The following is a 19,385-nucleotide window of genomic DNA, read 5'->3' as shown; positions in this document are numbered from 1 at the left end:
GTGCTTCAGATTCAGAAGTTCCACCTCAGATTGAGGCAGGCACCCTCATTCAGCAAGGCGATGCCATGGTCTGCCTGCGCGGGATCGGAAGCATATTGCCTGCCATCCGAGCGGGAACGGGTAAATGTGAGGCTGAGCAGGCGTGAGCCGATTTCGGTGAAAGCCTCGGAGGTGTCATCCTCGAAGTTTCCCACCATTCGCTCCTGGATCTGGTAGATCTCCTGCACGGCATTCAACGGCTCCGGATCCTCACCAAACGGTCGCTCGGCTGCATCGGCGCGGACAACGAAGGCGACGAGGTTAAGAATAAGCAGGGCAACAAAAATACGAATAATCATGACACTGACAAAGACCTGTAAGCCGGGATAAATATTGCCGAACAACCTAGGCTAAAGTCTAAGGAAAGACTCCAAAAAAGATGTGACTTTGCACACAGTCACGCCGACTTTTGTCAATTTCTGGCCACTTTTTTGTCAAAAAATAATGCCTGATTTTTCAGAATGTAAACGCAGCTTCGAGCTCTGTCCCGGCCCGAAGCTGCCGATACCTGAATCGAGCGTCAAGGACAGGGGTAGGTAAACTCCCGGTGGATCTCCTCGATCGCCTCCAGAACCGGCTCACCCAGCGTAATGTTGGCAGAGCCGATGTTCTCCCTAAGCTGGTCCATCGTCGTTGCACCAATGATGTTGCTGGTGACAAAGCTCCGGCTATTCACATAGGCAAGGGCCAGCTCGGTCGGCGTCAGATCGTTCTGGCGGGCCAGCTCGACATAGGCGCGGGTTGCATCCATGCCATGATCCGAAGTGTACCGACTGAAGCGTTCATAGAGCGTGAGCCGCCCCTTTTCCGGCCACTTGCCGCCGAGATACTTGCCCGATAGCATGCCAAAAGCCAGGGGCGAATAGGCCAGCAGGCCGGTCTGCTCACGATGGACGAACTCCGCCAACCCCAACTCGAATGAACGGTTCAGCAGGTTATAGGGATTCTGAATACTGACCACCCGGGGCCAACCTTTTTCCCGGGACAGGCGCAGGTACTCGGAGGTCCCCCAGGGCGTCTCGTTGGAAAGACCGATATGACGCACCTTTCCTTCCCGGACCAGTTCATCCAGCGCTGACAGGGTTTCCTCGATCGGCGTGGCGTCTTCATCCTGCTTGTGGATATAGCCGAGCTTGCCGAAAAAGTTGGCGTTCCGGTCCGGCCAGTGCACCTGGTAGAGATCGATATAATCGGTTTGCAAGCGCTTGAGGCTGTCCTCGCAGGCCTTGCGGATATGGTCCCGAGTCAGACGCGGACCGTTTCGAAGATAACTCAGGCCATTGCCCGGTCCCGCCACTTTGGAGGCGATCACCAGATCATCCCGGCAGCCGCGCCGGGCCAGCCAGTTACCCAGGAAGGTTTCTGTCAGCCCCTGGGTGTCCGGTTTCGGCGGCACCGGGTACATTTCCGCCGCGTCGATGAAGTTGATGCCCTTACCCGCAGCATAATCCAGCTGTTCGAAGGCTTCCTGCTCGGTGTTCTGCTCGCCCCAGGTCATGGTGCCGAGGCAGATCAGGCTCACATCAAGGTCGGTATTACCTAGCTTTCGCGTCTGCATATCGTCTCCGCTTCAGTTCATTGCACGGGTAAAGGGAATGTCACGTGAGTGTCGCATAACTGTAATGTGCGCTTCCCATAGTGAACGCATGTAGGAGGAACCACAGGAAACACCGTGACCCAGACCACCCAGCCCAATCGGCGTCAGCAACACATTACTATTGTTTCCGAGACTTTTCCGCCGGAAATCAATGGCGTGGCCAATACGCTGAGGCATCTGTGCCAGGGGCTGATGCAGCGGGGCCACCGGGTGAGCGTGGTCAGGCCCCGGCAGCGTCACGAGCAGACCGGCTCCGTGGCCAGCACCGGAGGTGCCCTGTTCAATGAAGAGGTCGTGGTTCCGGGATTGCCACTGCCAGGCTATACCGACCTCCGTTTCGGCTTCACCAGTTCCCGTCGCCTGGCGCGCCTGTGGAAAGAGGAACGCCCGGATGCGGTCTATGTTGCTACCCAGGGGCCCTTGGGTGCGGCGGCCGTCAGTGCGGCAAGACGGATCGGCATCCCCGTCAGTTCGGGTTTCCACACCAACTTCCACCAGTACAGCCGCTACTATGGCATCGGAGCCCTGGAACGGGTGCTTTGCGCCTACGGCCGCTGGTTCCACAACCGCACGGACATAACCCTCGTACCCACCCGCAAGATGCAGCAGGTGACCCGTGCCATGGGGATTCCGGCCACCGGCCTGTGGAGCCGGGGCATCGACTGCCACCGGTTCTCCCCCCACAAGCGGGATAACGAGCTTCGCAGGCAATGGGGACTGGCGCCGAATGACCGGGCGGTGATCTATGTCGGTCGCCTGGCCCCGGAGAAAAACCTCCGGCTGGCAGTGGCCTGCTATGAACGAATCCGGGGCCTTCACCCCAATTCCAGGTTCATCCTCGTGGGCGACGGCCCCCTGCGTCGCGAACTGAGCGAACGCCATCCCGAGTACCTGTTCTGCGGTATCCGTCGCGGTGAGGAGCTGGCGAAATTCTACGCATCCGGGGACCTGTTCCTGTTCCCGAGCAAAACCGACACTTTCGGCAACGTGGTATTGGAAGCCATGGCCAGCGGCCTCGGGGTCGTGGCGTTTGATGATGGCGCAGCCAGCGAACACATCCGGAACGAGGAGAACGGACTGAAAGTCGACCTCAAGGATGATGAAGGGTTTATCGACGGCGCCCTGAGGCTAGCCGACCAGACGGCGCTGCTTGGCCGCCTGCGCAACCAGGCCCGACTCGATGCGCTGGAACTCAACTGGCCTGCCCAGATCGAACAGTTCGAACAGCTGGTCCTGAATCCGGATAACAAGGCGGGGTACCATGCCCTCAACAAGCAAAGCATCTCGATTCTTTGAGCGGGCCGACCAGCGGGAATACCTGCTGTGTGAGACCATTAACCGATCGGTCCGGTTCCGGCCGGTGCTGGGCTACTTCCGCACCGTCAGCCGGCTGGGCGATGGCTGGTTCTGGTATGCCCTGATCCTGTTACTGCCAATGTTCGAACCGACTGCCGGACCCGGACTGGCCCTGCTGATGGCCATAACGGGCCTGACCTGCACGGTGACCTACAAGTGGCTGAAACGCTGGCTGATCCGGGAACGGCCGTTCATATCCTTCCCGTCCATCAACTGCGGCACACAGCCTCTGGACCGATACAGTTTTCCCTCCGGCCATACTCTCCATGCTGTCTGTTTCCAGGTCATGCTGATGGCCGCGCTGCCGGGGCTGGCGCTGTACATCCTGCCTTTCACCCTGAGCGTTGCCGCTTCGCGGGTGGTTCTGGGCCTGCATTATCCCACCGACGTAATTGCCGGCGCGCTGATCGGGGGCACTATCGGCTACCTATCAGTCCACCAGCTATTGGGGGCGGCCATGGCAATCATCTCCGGCTGATCAGTCGAACAACCTGAGCTGGGTCACCGGCGCGTCATCATTGCGGAACCGCACTCCCACCCCGAGCAGCCGGACCGGCCGCTCCTTGTTCGTGACCAGCTCATCCAGCAGGGGCTGATAATCGGCTACCTCGGGCTCGGACACATGCTCACGGACCCGCTCCAGTGTGTGGGTGGAAAAATCACTGTAACGGATCTTGATAAACAGCTTGTGAATCGGCTTGCTACGGTCCTTGCGGCTGAGCCGGAGGTTGAGGTCGGCCACCAGTGCGGGCATGACCGACTCGCAAGCGGCCTTGTCCGGCAAGTCCTGGGAGAAGGTGCGCTCGACACTCACCGACTTGGCGATACGGGACACCACCACCGGCCGGTCGTCCCGACCATGGGCCATCTCGTGCAGGCGATAACCCTGTTTGCCAAACCGGTCCAGCAGGACATCCGCTCCCAGCGCCTGCATGTCGCCGCAGGTCTTTACTCCCAGGGCATGGAGTTTGGAGGCGGTCACCTGCCCCACCCCGAACAGCTTTTCCACCGGCAGGTCACGGACAAACTCCTGTACCCGGTCCGGGGTAATGACAAAAAGGCCGTCGGGTTTCTGCCAGTCGCTGGCAATTTTGGCGAGGAACTTGTTGGGCGCCACCCCGGCAGAAACGGTGATACCCACCTCACGGTGGATGCGTTCCCTCAGATAGCGGGCCATGAGGGTACCGCTGCCCTTGTGGTCGGAGACATCAGACACATCCAGGAAGGCCTCATCCAGAGACAGGGGCTCCACCAGATCGGTCAGTTCCCGCAGGATTTCCATCACCTGGCGCGAGACCACGCGGTACTTGCCCATGTCCGGCGGCACGGTCACCAGGCCGGGACACAGGCGTCGGGCTTCGCTACCGGGCATGGCGGAACGTACGCCAAAGGTACGGGCCCGGTAATTACAGGTGGTTACCACGCCCCGGCCACCCTCACCACCCACCGCCAGGGGAACATCCCTCAGGCTGGGGTCGTCTCGCATTTCCACGGCGGCGTAGAAGCAATCACAATCCACATGGATGATCTTGCGCTGGGGCATGGTCAGGGGGCTCGCGTCCACACTCTGTACATATATACAGCCTTGTATATTACGCTAACATGCCGAGAATGTCAGGGAACTCCAACAACACTAGCCAGGACTACCGCGAGGGCCCCATGAGCAACCCGATCCCCGAATCCGAACGCACTGAAATTGAAGCGGCGGCCTTCCGCCGCCTGGTCAAGCACCTGCGGGACAACACCGAGGTGCAAAATATCGATCTGATGAACCTGGCCGGGTTCTGCCGGAACTGCCTGTCGAAATGGTACCGGGCAGAGGCGCAGGAGCGCGGTTTCGAGATTTCCGATCCTGGCGCCCGGGAAGAAATTTACGGCATGCCATACGAGGAATGGAAAGAGCGCTACCAGGTCGGCCCGAAGCAGGAACACAAGTAATGAACGTGAACGAGGCGGTGCGTATCCATCTGGCGGCCCTGGACGCCGGCCGCAGCGATTTCGATGACACCCTGGCGTTGGTCGAGCGCTACTTCGAGTACCAGCCGACCGGTTTTCACAACGGCCCGCTGTTCAACGTCGCCGGAGAGAATGCCGGTTCCTGTCGGGTGTTCGGACTCGGCCGCCACTGCAATCTCAGTGAAACCGAAACCCTGCGCCTGTTTGCCCAGCATTACCAGCAGGTTCTGGATGAGCCCGCCGGTGACAGCCACGACAATATCCGCCAGTTCATCAGCACCGGCTGGTCCGGCATCCGCTTTGAAGGCGAACCACTGCGACCTCACACTGCGCCCGATACCAAGGAAGAGACACCTTCATGACCGATACCGCCAGCACCGGGACCGGGGTACAACAGAGTTTCCAGTTCAAGAGCGCAAACGTCTCGCTGACAGCCCTTGAGCTCTATTACTTCGATAACGACGAGTTCGAAGCCAACCTCCGGGAGAAGATCAACCAGGCCCCGGGCTTCTTCAAGGATATCCCGCTTATCATCAGCCTGGAGAAGTACGAAGGTCTGGACAGCGAACTGGACTTCTTCAAGATCATCGGTACCTGCCGCCGGCACAACATCCAGGTGATCGGGGTGCGTGGCGGTAATGAGGACCAGCGCCGGCTGGCCCGGGGTGCGTCACTGGCACTGCTGCCGGGCTCCGGCCAGCGGGAGAAGCCCCAGGAGCCCGAGGCGGCCACGGAACCCGAACCCGAAAGCGAAACGCAGCCCGCCGGCCCGGCACCGGCCCGGGTCGTCAGCCATCCAGTCCGTTCGGGCCAACAGATTCATGCGCCGGAAGGCGACGTGATCGTGCTGGGGCCGGTGCAGGCTGGTGCGGAAATCCTGGCCGCTGGCAACATCCATGTCTACGGCCCGCTTCGGGGTCGGGCACTGGCCGGAATCCACGGCGGCGAATCCGCCCGGATTTTCTGTCAGTCTCTGGAAGCAGAGCTTGTGTCCATCGCCGGACACTATAAAATCTCCGAAGATCTTCAGGACAACGGCTGGAAAAACGCTGTGCAGATCCAGCTCAGGGACGACCTGCTGGTGGTAACGCCACTGGACAAGGCCTGATGTTTACAAACAACAATAACGACCAAGAAGACACGACGAATCCACCGCGAAACAGGAACTGAACCTTGGCTAGAATCATTGTCGTAACCTCAGGAAAAGGCGGCGTTGGCAAGACCACCACCAGCGCCTCAATCAGCACCGGCCTTGCCAAGCGCGGTCACAAGACCGTCGTTATCGATTTCGACGTGGGACTGCGTAATCTGGATCTGATCATGAATTGCGAGCGCCGGGTCGTCTATGACTTCGTCAACGTCATCCAGGGCGAAGCTTCACTGAATCAGGCCCTGATCCGGGACAAGCGGGTAGATACGCTCTACATCCTCCCCGCCTCCCAGACCCGGGAAAAAGAGGCGCTGACCCGCGAAGGCGTGGCAAGGGTGATCAACGACCTGTCGGAAACGTTTGACTACATTGTCTGCGACTCCCCGGCCGGCATCGAACACGGCGCCCTCATGGCCCTGTACCATGCCGACGAAGCGATCGTAGTGACCAACCCGGAAGTTTCCTCTGTGCGTGATTCCGACCGAATCCTGGGCATTCTCCAGAGCAAGTCCCGGCGGGCGGAAATGGGCATGGACCCAGTGAAGGAGCACCTGCTGCTGACCCGTTACAACCCGGACCGGGTTTCCAAGGGCGAAATGCTGTCAGTGAGTGATGTGGAAGAAATCCTGGCCATCCCGTTGCTGGGCGTGATTCCCGAAAGCCAGGTGGTGCTCAATGCATCCAACCAGGGTTTGCCAGTCATTCTCGAAGAACGCAGTGATGCCGGCCAGGCCTATGAGGATGCGGTGGCCCGCCTGTTGGGGGAGGAGCGGGAGCACCGGTTCATGACCGCCCAGAAAAAAGGGCTCTTCACTCGGATGTTCAAGGGAGGCTAAGGGATGAGTTTCCTCGATTATTTCAAGAGCAAGAAGAACGCCAGCGCCAGTGTCGCCAAGGAGCGTCTGCAGATTATCGTGGCCCATGAGCGTGGCCAGCGGGAACAGCCAGACTACCTGCCGCAGCTCCAGCAGGAGCTGCTGGCGGTCATCCGCAAATACGTGCAGATTTCCGATGACATGGTTCAGGTCGAAGTTGAGCGCAATGAACGGTGTTCGGTGCTGGAACTGAACGTCACGCTACCAGAGAAGTAGCCTTGCCCCGCTACCAGCGGGCAAAGTGATCTTCCATTAATCCCCGTAGCCCCGCTACGGGAAGTTTTGTTCCTGACTCGTCAGTAATCGTACCGTTGAAGGTGCCCACGTATTGCCGGAAGTTGGATGCCAGAATGCCCGCATTGAGTTTCTCCTTGCGCACTGCCGCCGGCACGAAATGCAGATTCACCCGACCATCCGCGGTCGTCACGTGCCAGTCACTGCCGGGCCGGTAACGGTCGAAAGAGAATATGGCGGCATCCAGCTGCGAGCAGACACCATCCAGCCAGAGAGCGTTTTCCGTCATTCCGGTTTCGTTGACGCCGGCCGCCAGGTTCAGCCCGAATGACCGGCCATCCTCCAGCACACCCGCGATGGCTGCCCAGTTCCAGGCGGTTTCCCGGCGCATGAAGCCGCAGCTCCAGTCGATGGAGCCCCGGACCTTGTCATCGCAACGCCAGATCTGGTGATCCCAGCGAACTTCACCGTCCACTTTCAGGCCGGCGGATTTGCGGGTGAATACCCAGCCATTGTAGCCCGCCGGGCATACCAGGCGCAGCGGATCGTGATCTTCCCGTAGCTCCAGATCGATCCGGATCCCGCCCGGTGCAGACACCGAAACATTGCGCCCGCCGGTCGCCGGCGCAATGTGAAGGTCAACCTCTCCTTTCTGGAACCGGGCCAGACCATGCTCGGGGTATGGCTTGAGATGTGTCCCCATCGCCAGCGGTTGCAGGAATGACCGCTCCAGCATGGTTCCGGACTCGAAGTCGTACAGGTAGAAAAAACCGTTTCCGAGCAGCTTCAGATCCACCAGGGCCATACCGAACACCCAGCCGGGGCCCATGGCACTGACGAACTGGAACTGGTTAAACCGCCACCGGCGCGCCAGGCGCGAGCGGGGCCGGTCCATGACCGATCGCAGGTCATAGTCCAGGTAGTTGATGCAATCTACCGGTTCGCGGAGCACCCCGGCAGGGACTCGCCCCCTGTCGTCAATCAGCTTTTTCATGGTCATGGCAGTCGTCAGATCGGGCCAATTTGCGGAACCATCAGCCAGTGAGGTTACCTGGTTCACAATCCCCTGTGTTCATGCCTTTGCCGGCCCTTACCCCATGCTAGACTCGGCGGCATCGTCTTCAAGGAAGTGTACTCTATGAGAAGTCCAAGAGCCCATGGGTTTGCAGGCCGGGGCATTGTCCTGGCAGGGATGGCCTGCACCTGGATGCTCGCCGCCGTGACCGGCACTGCGATGGCTGCGGAACTGCCCGATGAGCACAGCGCCGACTGGGAGCTGCGCACGGAAACCGACAACATCCGCATCTACACCACCGGACAGCCCGGTTCCAAATTCAAGGCCTTCAAGGCAGTTGCGATGCTAGATGTCCCGATCGAGAACCTGATGGCGGTAATGATCAATCCGGCCTCCTGCACCGAGTGGGTCCACAACTGCAGCGAATCCTATGCCTTCGGAGAGGGCGACTTCCACGACCGCTTCGCCTACTCGGTGAATGACATGCCCTGGCCGGTGGCGGACCGTGATTACGTACTGCGAATCCGCACCCGGGGCGCCCGTGCCAATGGCGAGGTCATCATGGACCTGAACGCTACCCCCGATCTGCGGACCGAAAGCAGCAACCGAATCCGGGTTGACCGCTCGGATACCCTATACCGGTTCATCCCCGAGGGCGACAGCACCCGGATGATCTGGGTCCAGCACACCGATCCCAACGGTGGCTTGCCCGGGTGGCTGGTCAATTCCCTGGTGGTGGACATTCCGGTGCGCTCCATGCAGGCCCTTGAGGACGTCGCCCGTGCGCCCCGCTACCAGGGATTCGAACTGGTCTGGGACGATGAGGGCAAGCTGGTGGATGTGGTGCGCCCGGATTCGTAAGGGGTGACGCACCCCGCAACACGCGCTAAGCTTTACTGAAAAGGACAGCAAGAGGCAGGCCTCACCCGATGACCGTTCTCGCCCACGAGATCATGACTCCCAGCATCAAAGCCGTACCCCAGAACTGGACGATGGACCGGCTGGCCCGCTTCCTCACCGATAACGAAATCACCGGCAGCCCGGTGACCGACGACAACGGGGAAATCGTCGGCATTGCCACCCTCAAGGACATTACCGAATTCCGCTGGAATGCGAGCCGCTCGGACACTGGTCCCCGCCTGACCCCGGAGGAGGAGATCGAGGCACGGCGCCTGCGCATGGCCATCTTCGAGGAGATGGGCAAGATCCCCGTGGAAGTCCGCGATATCATGACTCCGATCGTTTTATCCGTTGACGAGCAGACGCCGGTGCGAGACATTGCCAATATCATGATCGGTGAGCATCTGCACCGGATCTTTGTCACCAGCGATTCAAGAATTACCGGTATCATCACGACCTACGACATGCTCAAACTGATATCGGACAAGGAACTGACGCAGCGCTGCGCCGAGAACGACTGAGCCACCAGAGAGGTAGCCTCCCCTATGCCAAGAGCACCGCAAGCTCGGAAGAAGATGTACGTCCTCGACACCAATGTCCTGATCCACGACCCCAACGCCCTCCTCAACTTCGAAGAACACGATGTGATTATCCCGATGACCGTCCTGGAAGAGCTGGACAGCCTCAAGTCCGGCAAGCAGACGGTCGCCGCCGATTGCCGCCAGGCCATCCGGAACATCGACAAGGTCCTGGGCGATGCCAGCCCGAAAGAAATCGAGAAGGGTGTGCCGATCGTACGGGGCAAGAAAGCCGCGCCCCTGGGCAAGCTACTGATCCTGATGAGCACCGAGCACCTGGACTCCCACTCACTGCCCGAGCACCTGAACGACAACAAGATCATCAACACCCTGGCCGCGCTCCAGAACCGCCATAAGTCCCGGGACATCATCCTGGTGAGCAAGGACATCAACATGCGCCTGAAGGCGCGCGGATTCGGGGTCGAAGCCCAGGATTACCACAACGACCAGCTGCTTGATGACATCGACCTGTTGCCCAAGGGCTACCACGAGTTCAGCAACTCCTTCTGGGACAACATCGAGAAGGTGGAAACCGTGCAACGGGAAGGCGTCACGGAGCATATCCTGCGCCGGGAAGGGGTTCTGGCCAAGATCAACATCAACGAGTTCGTACTCGACGAGCAGGGGTTTGTCGGCAAGGCGGTGGATCTGGACGAGGAACGCATCATCATCCGGGATCTGCACCAGCACGACCTGATGAACGAGGAAGTCTGGGGGCTGGTACCCCGGGACATCCACCAGGCGATTGCCCTGAACCTGCTGCTGGACCCGGACGTCCATATGGTCAACCTGACCGGCTCCGCTGGCTCGGGCAAAACCATCCTGGCGCTGGCCGCATGCATCGAGATGACCGTCGCCAGCAAACTTTACAAGCGCATCATTGCCACCCGATCCACCCAGGGCCTGGACGAGGACATCGGCTTCCTGCCCGGCACCGAAGCGGAGAAGATGGAGCCCTGGCTGGGAGCCATCGTGGACAACCTGGAGGCGCTGCACGAGGATGACGAGAACATGACCGCCTCGGTGGACTACATCCTCAGCAAGGTCCCGCTGCACTTCAAATCCATGAATTACATCCGGGGCCGCAGCTTTCAGCACAGCCTGATCATCATCGACGAGTGCCAGAACCTGACCCCGCACCAGATCAAGACCATCATCACCCGGGCAGGCAATGGCTCCAAGGTGATCTGCCTGGGTAACCTGGCGCAGATCGATACACCGTACCTGAGCGCCCTCAGTTCCGGCCTCACCTACATGACCGAGCGCTTCAAGGGCTTCCGCCATGGCGCCCACGTGCACCTGCAGGGCGTTCCCCGTTCGGTTCTCGCGGAGTATGCAGAAGCCAATCTCTGACCCCTCCTCTGTTGACCCTGGCGACATGTGCCAGGGTCGATGTTGCCATCGCCGGCTGTTTGTTATCGAATTAATGTGAACCTTATCTCAAACGTGACACCGAGCCCACCCAGTTTGACTGCCAGACCCGGCACCCCCTGATCCTTCAGGGACACGGCTTCAGCGGTTCCCGCTCGACCGAGGCGGGCAGCGATCCGCTGGCCCCCATCGAACCCCTGATTGATGCGGGCTATGCCGTGATCAGTATCGACCAGCGCGGCCACGGGGAAAGCGGCGGTGCTATCCGGGTGATGGATCCGGACCTGGAGGGACAGGACCTGGTACAGATCGTGGACTGGGCCGAGGCCAATCTGGATTACCTGAAATACGAGCGGGACAACCTGCTGCTGGGTGGCATCGGTGGCAGTTACGGCGGCGGCTTCCAATACCTGCTGTACAACGTCGATCCGGACCAGCGCATGGATGCCATGGTGCCCCACATCACCTGGCATGACCTGACCTACAGCCTGAATCCCGGAAACGTCACCAAGAACTACTGGCTGGCCTTCCTGTCAGTGATGGGTGATGCCCAGACCGGGCTATCCATGGATCCGTACCTGCGCGGCTCCCTGATCGACGGCATTACCACAGGCGTCTTCCCGGACAGCGCCCTGGATTTCTTGCACTATCACAGCCCGAGTTATTTCTGGCAGAACGAGCGCGATCTTGCCTTGCTGGATAACGGCAACACCGACGACTACCTGCTGGAGCCGGTCACTGGGCAGCTCCCGTTGACCAGTGATGGCCGCTATATCGTCAAAACACCTCCCCGTGCGCCCTACCCGGTGGACGTGCTGATGTTCCAGGGCATGCGTGACAGCCTGTTCCCGTTCAACGAGGCGGCGGAGAACTACCGGATCCTGAAGGCCGCCGGCGGCGATGTCCGGTTGCTGACCTATCCACTCAGCCACCACTACCTTGCCCCCAACGTCGGCCTGATCCAGGAAACCCTGGCCAACCTCACCTTCTACGGTGGTGAGTTGCCGACCCTGGCCAGTAGCGACCTGAACGCCCTCGCCAGATACGGTGACATCAGCGCCAACCACGCCGCGGTGGCCTGGTTCAATGAGAAACTGCTCGGTCGCGGTGAGGCCGACAATGTCATCACCACCGGTGACCAGATCTGCTACACCCTGGCCCCCGGCGATGCGGTCTCGGCACCCGAGATCACCACCGGTGGCACCGCCTTCCCGGTCGGGTTCGATAGCCTGGGGAATCCCCTACCTGTGACGGTAATGCTTGGTGCCGCAGGCCTTGCTCCGACAGTAGTGCCGCTGGAAACCCTGGCATCGGAAGCGGTCGTCGCCGGTATACCCACCGCCGATCTGAGCGTCAGCACCGGGCTGCCGGAGCTGGATGCCCAGTGCCTGGAAAGTTCCGACCCGATCCTGCATGCGGGCACCTGCGACAGCATTGTCTTTGTCGGCGCCGGCGTGATTCGCCAGAACCAGGTCGCGCCGGAGCTGATCGATGAACAGGTGCATCCCCTGCGCGGACTGGGCCAACATACCGTGGAGCTGACCGGCATTGCCGAGCGGTTCAATCCCGGGGATCAGTTGGTACTGATGCTGTATGGCCAACATCCGACCTTTGCCGGCGCGTTCTCCCGGGATCCGGTGGTGCCGGCGGTGCAGGTTTCCGGCGAGGTGGCCCTCCCGCTCCTCAGTGCGGATGGTCAGTCGCCCTTGGCGGAGGCTGACAACGACTGAGCCACTACCCCCGGACAGGACTCAGTCCTTGAACTGGGCCTTGTCCAGGCCGTGCTTTTTCATCTTGTCGTAGAGGGTCTTGCGGGCAATGCCGAGCTGGACCATGGTGTCCTTGATGCTGCCGTGACAGGCGTTGAGGGCACTGACAATCGCCGTGCGCTCGAAGCCGTCCATCATTTCGGCCAGAGTCTGTCGGCCTGAAATATTACCCTCACCGCCCGGTTCGTTCTCATCCAGCGCGGCCGGGCCGAGCAGCACATAACGTTCGGCGAGGTTCCGCAATTCCCTGACATTCCCCGGCCAGAACCTCTGCATCAGGTGGGCTGCCTGGCCGGCATCCAGGGGCACGCTCTCGCGGTCGTAGCGGGCGGCGGCAATCAGCACAAAGTGGTGAAACAACAGGGGGATGTCTTCCTTGCGCTCCCGCAGTGGCGGGATGTCCACCTTGACCACGTTCAGCCGGTAATACAGGTCTGCCCGGAACTCCCCGTCATCGCTGAGTTTTTTCAGGTCCGCCTTGGTGGCGGCAATAATGCGAACATCCACATCCTGCACCTGGTTGCTACCCAGGCGCTCGACCTTCTGTTCCTCCAGCACCCGCAGCAGCTTGATCTGCAGGGGCATGGGCATGCTTTCCACTTCGTCCAGGAACAGGGTGCCCATGTGCGCGTGCTCGATCTTGCCGATCCGCCGTTTTTCCGCCCCGGTGAAGGCACCGGCTTCATGACCGAACAGCTCGCTCTCGATCAGGTTCTCCGGCACCGCGCCGCAATTGATGGCCACGAAATTGTGGGCACTGCGCGGGCTGTTTTCGTGGATGTAGCGGGCCAGGGCATCCTTGCCGGAGCCCGTCTCGCCGTGCAGCAGGATGTTGGCGGAGATATCCAGGATCGGGTCAATGGTCGCCATCACCTTCTGCATGGACGGCGAATCCCCGAGAATCCGCGGCCCTGGTTTGGCCATCTGCCGTAATTGGGCTTTCAGCCGCCGGTTTTCCAGCGCCAGGTGCCGTTTTTCCAGGGCGTGGCGCAACAGCTCGATCAGTTCCTCATGATCGAAGGGCTTCTCGATGAAGTCATAGGCCCCCTGCTGCACGGCCGTAACCGCGGTACTGATGTCGCCCTGACCGGTGAGGATGATGACCGGAATGCTGTCATCCACCGCCCGGACCTGTTCCAGCATTTGCAGGCCATCCATGCCGGGCATGTTGTAGTCACACAGGACAATCCCCTCGAAGTCCGCCGTGATGGTTTTCAGAGCCGGGGCCGCGCCTTCGAAACAGGCCACCGGCAAGTCCTCGAGGGTCAGGGTCTGGGCCATGGCCTGCAGAATGTGCGGGTCATCATCCACAAAGATTACCGAAGGTTGTGTCATTCCGTTGCCTCCCGCTGTTGCAAGGTCAGTACAAATTCCGCGCCGGGGCCGTCCGGGCGGTTACGTCCGGTGAGCGTGCCACCCAGGGCATCGACGATCTGCCGTGAAATGGACAGGCCAAGCCCCAGTCCCTGTTTGACAGACTTGGTGGTAAAGAAGGGTTCAAAAATCTGCTCGGTGTTACCCGGCAGCCCGTAACCGTTATCCCGGACGATGCAGCGCCAGTGACCGTCGTCCGCTTCCACATCGATGGTGATCACCGGCGCCTCGCGCTCTTCCACAGCCTGTGCCGCGTTGGCCAGCAGGTTCACCATCACCTGCTCGATCCGGATCAGGTCGCCATGGCACATCACCGGCTGTTCCGGACGATTCCACTGGATATTGATACCGGCACTGTTCTTCTGGGCCTTAATGATCTTCAGGGCCGCATCCACCGACTGGCGCAGATCCACCACCGACGGCGGCCCTTCCGATTTGCGGGCGAACACCTTGAACTGCCGGGTCAACTCCGCCATCTTGTCGCACAGGATGAGGATTTCCGAAAGGTTGGCGTCCACCATGTCCGTCGCGCCCTTCTCGAGAAAGCGGCGGCTGTTACGGGCATAGGTCTGGATGGCCGTCAGCGGCTGGTTCATTTCGTGGTTCAATCCCGCCGACATCTGCCCCAGCACCGCCAGCTTGGCGGCCTGGATCAGCTCCTGCTGGGTTTCCCGAAGCTCACTCTGGGCCCGCTCCCGCTCACGGATCTCCTCCAGCAACTGTTGATTGGAATGTTCCAGGTCACGGGTGCGCTCGACCACGCGGCGTTCCAGCTGCTCGCCTCGCAGGGCCAGCTCGGCCTCGCGGCGATAGCGCTCCCTCAGATACAACCACGCCAGCAGGACAGCCAGGTAAATTGCAAGGCCACCAATTACAAAAGCCAGACGGGTCCACAGCACCGGCGCTGTGGAGACCATCACCTGGAGTGTCCAGTCCAGGCGCGGCAGCGGGGTCTGGACTGCCAGGTAGTCCTGGCGATCGCCTTCCAGAGACTGGACACGGATCTTGGCGGACTTTTCAGATAGTCCCCAGGGAAGCCCCAGCTGCTCGATCTCCATGGGTCGAAGTTCGCGGTCCGGATAGCGTTGGCGGGTTTCCAGAGGCAGCTCTCCCTGACGACCTCCGGAAAAGTCCCGGTAAAGCCACGCTGGCCGACTGGCCAGGAAGCTGATCCCGGAACCATCCAGAACCACCATTTCCGCCTCACTCAGCGACGCCGGACGGTGCCACTGGGATTCCAGCTCATGTACCAGCACTTTCACGGCGATCACCCCAAGGATTCTGCCCCGGTCACTGCGTATCGGATGTGAAAAGTACAGACCCCGAACACCGGACATCAGGCCCAGGGCAAAATAGATAACCGAATCCCCGGTCGCCACGGCCTCGGAAAAATAGGGACGGAAGGCATAGTTGCTGCCGACAAAACTGTCTTCCTGAAGATAGTTGTTGGCAGCGATGGTCAGGCCGGAGGTGTCCATCAGGTAAACATCGGAACTACCAACAATGGTCGCCATCCTCTGCATCTCTTCATTGGCATCGAGGATGGTCCGGGGATCATCGGGGTTCCGCAGCGCCCGCGCCATCAGCGGATGCTCGGCCATCAGTTCCGGAATGGGGAGGTAGCGGTTGAGCTCGTTGGCCACCAACTGCCGGTAGCGGAAGGATTCTTCCAGACTCTCCTGCTCCACCTGTCGATACCCGGCCCAGCCGCCCAGCACCCAGGACAGGCCCAGAGTGATCAGCAAGAGCAGGACAGCACCGATTCGCAGAGTCATGGCAGAGAGTTCCGGGAAAAAGCGCTAGCCTAGCGCTCCGACCGGACCGGCACAACCGGAGCTGTACCGGCCAGTCAGAATGCGGCTCAGGCCATCAGGATACCGCCGGTGCGAGCCGTGCCCGGCGCTGACGCTGCATCAGGAACGCCAGCACCGCAGCGGCCACACCGCCAAGATCGGTCCAGAGCCCGCCCTCGATCATCATCAAGGCAGCACCGATCAGCAGCAACCGGGTCACCCAGGGCGCGGCCACCTTGGCGAACCAGCCCATGACACCACCGGAGAGCAGATAAACACCGAAAGTGGCCGTGACCAGGGCACGGGCGATCTCGAACCAGCCAGCTTCCATCAACAGTGCATCGTTGTAGAAGAACATGAACGGCACGATGAACGCGGCTATACCGATCCGGAAGGACGCTACCGAGGTTTCCATGGCGTTGGCCCCGGAGATACCGGCCGCGGCATAGGAAGCCAGCGCCACCGGCGGCGTGATGGCGGAAACCACCGCGAAATAGAACACAAAGAAGTGTGCAGTGAGCGGCTCAATGCCCAGCTGTACCAGACCCGGTGCCACTACCGACGCGGCCACTGCGTAGGCAGCGGTCGTCGGCATGCCCATCCCCAGCAGAATGGAGATGAACATCGCAAAGATCAGCGCCAGCAGGTTACTGTGCTCGGCCACGTCCAGCAGCAGCACAGAGAAACGCGCACCGACACCGGTCAGGGAAATCACCCCGACGATGATACCGGCGGCGGCACAGACCACGATGATCTGGATCGCCATGATCGACGCGATATCCAGCGCATTCAGGATGGATCGCAGCCCCATCTTGTTCGGGGAAATCCAGCTCACCACGGCTGCAGAGACGGTAGCCAGGGTGCCGGCACGGATCACCGAGTAGCCCATGAACAGGGCAACGATGAGGATGATGATCGGAACGAACAGGTAACACTGCTTCATCAGGCGGCCAAGCTTGGGCAGCTCGTCCTCACGCATACCACGCATACCGGTCTTGGCGGCCTCGAAATCCACCATGAAATAAACGGAAGCGAAGTACAGGATGGCCGGGATGATCGCGGCAATGGCAATCTCGGTGTACGGAATGCCGGTAATCTCCGCCATGATGAAGGCACCTGCCCCCATGATCGGCGGCATGATCTGGCCACCGGTGGAGGCAGCGGCTTCCACCGCGCCGGCGGAAGTCTTCTTGTAGCCCACCTTCTTCATCAGCGGAATAGTCAGGGAACCGGTGGACACGACGTTACCGGCACTGGTGCCGTTGATCATGCCCATCAGACCGGAAGCGAAGATCGACACCTTGGCGGGGCCACCACGGGAACGGCCGGCTGCGGCAAAGGCGAAGTTGACGAAGTAGTCACCAACCTTGGACGCCTGCAGGAAGGCAGCAAATATGATGAACAGAATAATGTAGGTGGAGGAAACCGCCGTCGTCGGCCCGAGGATACCGGCGTCGGTATATACCTGACTGAAGAAGCGCTTCACGCTCAGCCCCGGATAGCCCAGGAACCCGGGCAGATAGGGACCGGCAAACACATAGGCCAGGAACACCAGGCCGATAATCACCAGCGCCATGCCCGCCACGCGGCGGGTCAGTTCAAGAATCAGGGCGGAACCGGCAACAGCCGCAAAAGAAATACCCACCGGCGAGAACGGAGTACCCGTGGACATGCGGATCGGGGTGTTGAACACCACCAGCAGATAGGCCGCCACCGCGACCGAACAGACCATCAGCACCAGATCCGGCAGGCTGAAACGCCCCCGGCCGTGCTGGTGGAACCAGCTCATCACAATGCCCACCGCCGTTGCCGCAATCAGCGGCCAGCCGTAGTGCCAGGTCTCCAGCTCCGGCGCGATGCGCAGCGCACCATCGTTAAGCATCTGGTAGAAGGCAAAACTCTGGTACAAAGCGTACAGGGCAGGCAGCATGGCCACGCCGGCGATCCAGGTGGTCCAGCGGTGGCGCGCCTCGCCTTCCTCTGCCGAAACAAAACGGGCCCCTGCATAAAGCATGAAGCCCAGGAAAAGGGCACCCGTGACGTGGATGATCCGGAAGGACCAGGTCTCCAACGGCGCAATATTCAGCGTGTACAGATGGAATGACGAATAGGCGATGGTCAGCAGTGTGACGAGCTTGAGCAGCCCGCCTTCAAACATTCGGCGGTTGGCCTCAACGGGTTCCTCGTCGACGTTATGGGCGAGAATGTGATCTTCGTCCTCGGTGACCCGGGGCAAATGCTGGATTTCGTGTTCAGTGGACATGGTGCAACCTGCTATCGGAAAAGCCGTACCGGTTCAGAACCGGAAATTGGGGGCCGCCACGCGGCCCCTCAGACACAATGGTTACTTGCCGATCGTGCTTTGCGGAATCTCGTAGCCGTTTTCGTTGAACCAGCGTGCTGCGCCCGGATGCCAGGGCAGTACGTTGTTCTTGGTGTAGTTCTCGGGGATGGTGGTCCGTGCCGCCTTGTGGATGGAGACCATCTTGTCGTTATTCTCCATGGTCAGCTTGACCATTTCATACACCAGGCTTTCCGGTGCATCGCAGTTCGCGATGGCGAAGTTCCACATGGACACCACGCGGGACGGCTCGTCCAGGGACTGGTAAGTGCTGGCCGGAATCACGAACTCGGAGACCGGGAACGCCTCGGTGATGGTCTTGGCCTGCTCGTCGGTCATGCCGATGATGTTGACATCAGTCTGGACTTCCAACTGGCTCACCGCAGGAATGGGAATACCGGCCGCGAAGGCCACCACATCGATCAGGCCATCCTGCAGCTGACCACCCAGGTCGGACCAGCTGCCGTTACGGCGTTCGAAGTCCACACCCAGTGTTTCCATCATACGCGGGAAGTAGGTATCGGAGGTGGAGCCGGACGGACCAAAACCGATAGTGGCACCATCCGGAATCTCATCAATAGAGTCGATGCCGGAGCTGCTCAGGGTGGTGATGGAGAACGGTGTTTGGTACATCGGGAACATGGCACAGACATTGTCCATCGCCATGCCCGGAGCCAGCGGGCTCTTGCCTTCCAGTGATTCACGGGCGGGGCCCATGGTGGTCAGGCCGAAGCTCAGGTCACCGGTGTGCACCAGTGCCATGTTCTGCATTGGGCCACCGGTAATCTCCGCGCCACCGGAGATGCCCAGGTTCTCGGCCATGAAGTTGGCCCAGCCTGAACCGTAGGCAAAGTAGGTACCGCCCTGGCTCGCTGTACCAATTGTAAAGCTCTCGGGCCAGTCAGATTTGTCCTGGGCCATGGCCGGGCTGGCGATGGCGGCGGAGGCAACGGCTGCTGCCAGAATGGCTTGGATCTTCATAGAGGATGCTCCCCATATCATTTTGGTTGTCGGGTGCTTGACGCGACCGTCAACGG

The 19,385-nt window shown here is 60.4% G+C and carries 19 protein-coding genes; 11 read left to right on the top strand and 8 right to left on the bottom strand.

What is annotated here, in order from left to right; all coding sequences use genetic code 11:
• Window positions 1-11: 11 nt before the first annotated feature.
• Window positions 12-338: a hypothetical protein gene (locus R6W86_RS06735; protein WP_410328604.1), complete on the bottom strand. Its 327-nt coding sequence runs from the start codon at window positions 336-338 to the stop codon at window positions 12-14.
• A gap of 221 nt (window positions 339-559) precedes the next feature.
• Entirely contained in the window at window positions 560-1,597 is a 1,038-nt protein-coding gene (locus tag R6W86_RS06730; protein ID WP_410328603.1) for an NADP(H)-dependent aldo-keto reductase, read from the bottom strand.
• Between the two features lie 114 nt (window positions 1,598-1,711).
• On the opposite strand from R6W86_RS06730, the gene R6W86_RS06725 reads away from it, so the two are divergent.
• Both R6W86_RS06725 and R6W86_RS06720 read left to right on the top strand, forming a co-directional pair.
• The gene (locus R6W86_RS06725) at window positions 1,712-2,932 is read left to right on the top strand and encodes a glycosyltransferase family 4 protein (RefSeq protein WP_410328602.1); all 1,221 of its coding nucleotides are present in this window, start codon (window positions 1,712-1,714) and stop codon (window positions 2,930-2,932) included.
• On the top strand, window positions 2,898-3,470 hold the full coding sequence (locus R6W86_RS06720) for a phosphatase PAP2 family protein (RefSeq protein ID WP_410328601.1): 573 nt from the start codon (window positions 2,898-2,900) through the stop codon (window positions 3,468-3,470). The genes R6W86_RS06725 and R6W86_RS06720 overlap by 35 nt, the downstream gene beginning before the upstream one ends.
• Here the strand turns inward: R6W86_RS06720 and dinB are convergent, their stop codons facing one another.
• Window positions 3,471-4,535 carry a DNA polymerase IV gene (gene dinB / locus R6W86_RS06715; RefSeq protein WP_410328713.1) on the bottom strand — a complete coding sequence of 355 codons (1,065 nt, stop codon included), beginning with the start codon at window positions 4,533-4,535 and terminating at the stop codon, window positions 3,471-3,473. It abuts the gene before it with no gap.
• A 116-nt stretch (window positions 4,536-4,651) separates the two neighbouring features.
• On the opposite strand from dinB, the gene R6W86_RS06710 reads away from it, so the two are divergent.
• From R6W86_RS06710 to minE, 5 genes are all read left to right on the top strand, one after another.
• Window positions 4,652-4,930: a DUF1244 domain-containing protein gene (locus tag R6W86_RS06710; RefSeq protein ID WP_410328600.1), complete on the top strand. Its 279-nt coding sequence runs from the start codon at window positions 4,652-4,654 to the stop codon at window positions 4,928-4,930.
• Window positions 4,930-5,310, top strand: coding sequence for a HopJ type III effector protein (locus R6W86_RS06705; protein ID WP_410328599.1), 381 nt, complete (start codon window positions 4,930-4,932; stop codon window positions 5,308-5,310). Before R6W86_RS06710 ends, R6W86_RS06705 begins: the two co-directional genes overlap by 1 nt.
• Window positions 5,307-6,056, top strand: a complete 750-nt coding sequence (minC, locus tag R6W86_RS06700) for a septum site-determining protein MinC (RefSeq protein WP_410328598.1) — start codon at window positions 5,307-5,309, stop codon at window positions 6,054-6,056. The genes R6W86_RS06705 and minC overlap by 4 nt, the downstream gene beginning before the upstream one ends.
• A gap of 65 nt (window positions 6,057-6,121) precedes the next feature.
• Window positions 6,122-6,934 carry a septum site-determining protein MinD gene (minD, locus tag R6W86_RS06695; protein WP_410328597.1) on the top strand — a complete coding sequence of 271 codons (813 nt, stop codon included), beginning with the start codon at window positions 6,122-6,124 and terminating at the stop codon, window positions 6,932-6,934.
• A 3-nt stretch (window positions 6,935-6,937) separates the two neighbouring features.
• On the top strand, window positions 6,938-7,189 hold the full coding sequence (minE, locus tag R6W86_RS06690) for a cell division topological specificity factor MinE (protein ID WP_410328596.1): 252 nt from the start codon (window positions 6,938-6,940) through the stop codon (window positions 7,187-7,189).
• A gap of 10 nt (window positions 7,190-7,199) precedes the next feature.
• On the opposite strand, the gene R6W86_RS06685 is transcribed toward minE, so the two are convergent.
• The gene (locus R6W86_RS06685; RefSeq protein WP_410328595.1) at window positions 7,200-8,207 is read right to left on the bottom strand and encodes a DUF2804 domain-containing protein; all 1,008 of its coding nucleotides are present in this window, start codon (window positions 8,205-8,207) and stop codon (window positions 7,200-7,202) included.
• A gap of 138 nt (window positions 8,208-8,345) precedes the next feature.
• Between R6W86_RS06685 and R6W86_RS06680 the strand changes: the two genes are divergently transcribed.
• The 4 genes from R6W86_RS06680 (at window position 8,346) to R6W86_RS06665 (ending at window position 12,801) form a co-directional block, all read left to right on the top strand.
• Complete coding sequence (locus tag R6W86_RS06680) at window positions 8,346-9,083, top strand: START domain-containing protein (RefSeq protein ID WP_410328594.1); 738 nt, start codon at window positions 8,346-8,348, stop codon at window positions 9,081-9,083.
• 68 nt (window positions 9,084-9,151) lie between these two features.
• A complete protein-coding gene (locus R6W86_RS06675; RefSeq protein WP_410328593.1) occupies window positions 9,152-9,643 on the top strand; it encodes an HPP family protein in 492 nt (163 codons plus the stop codon).
• Between the two features lie 54 nt (window positions 9,644-9,697).
• Entirely contained in the window at window positions 9,698-11,053 is a 1,356-nt protein-coding gene (locus R6W86_RS06670) for a PhoH family protein (protein ID WP_410328592.1), read from the top strand.
• A 137-nt stretch (window positions 11,054-11,190) separates the two neighbouring features.
• Window positions 11,191-12,801 carry a CocE/NonD family hydrolase gene (locus tag R6W86_RS06665; RefSeq protein ID WP_410328712.1) on the top strand — a complete coding sequence of 537 codons (1,611 nt, stop codon included), beginning with the start codon at window positions 11,191-11,193 and terminating at the stop codon, window positions 12,799-12,801.
• A gap of 21 nt (window positions 12,802-12,822) precedes the next feature.
• On the opposite strand, the gene R6W86_RS06660 is transcribed toward R6W86_RS06665, so the two are convergent.
• From R6W86_RS06660 to R6W86_RS06645, 4 genes are all read right to left on the bottom strand, one after another.
• On the bottom strand, window positions 12,823-14,175 hold the full coding sequence (locus R6W86_RS06660; protein WP_410328591.1) for a sigma-54-dependent transcriptional regulator: 1,353 nt from the start codon (window positions 14,173-14,175) through the stop codon (window positions 12,823-12,825).
• A complete protein-coding gene (locus tag R6W86_RS06655; RefSeq protein WP_410328590.1) occupies window positions 14,172-15,989 on the bottom strand; it encodes an ATP-binding protein in 1,818 nt (605 codons plus the stop codon). Before R6W86_RS06655 ends, R6W86_RS06660 begins: the two co-directional genes overlap by 4 nt.
• Window positions 15,990-16,083: 94 nt before the next feature.
• Window positions 16,084-18,270, bottom strand: a complete 2,187-nt coding sequence (locus R6W86_RS06650; protein WP_410328589.1) for a TRAP transporter permease — start codon at window positions 18,268-18,270, stop codon at window positions 16,084-16,086.
• A gap of 81 nt (window positions 18,271-18,351) precedes the next feature.
• The gene (locus tag R6W86_RS06645; RefSeq protein WP_410328588.1) at window positions 18,352-19,329 is read right to left on the bottom strand and encodes a TAXI family TRAP transporter solute-binding subunit; all 978 of its coding nucleotides are present in this window, start codon (window positions 19,327-19,329) and stop codon (window positions 18,352-18,354) included.
• Between the last annotated feature and the right edge of the window lie 56 nt (window positions 19,330-19,385).

The organism is Marinobacter sp., assembly GCF_046484525.1.
GTDB lineage: Bacteria > Pseudomonadota > Gammaproteobacteria > Pseudomonadales > Oleiphilaceae > Marinobacter.
This window is presented reverse-complemented; position numbering and strand designations above follow the sequence as displayed.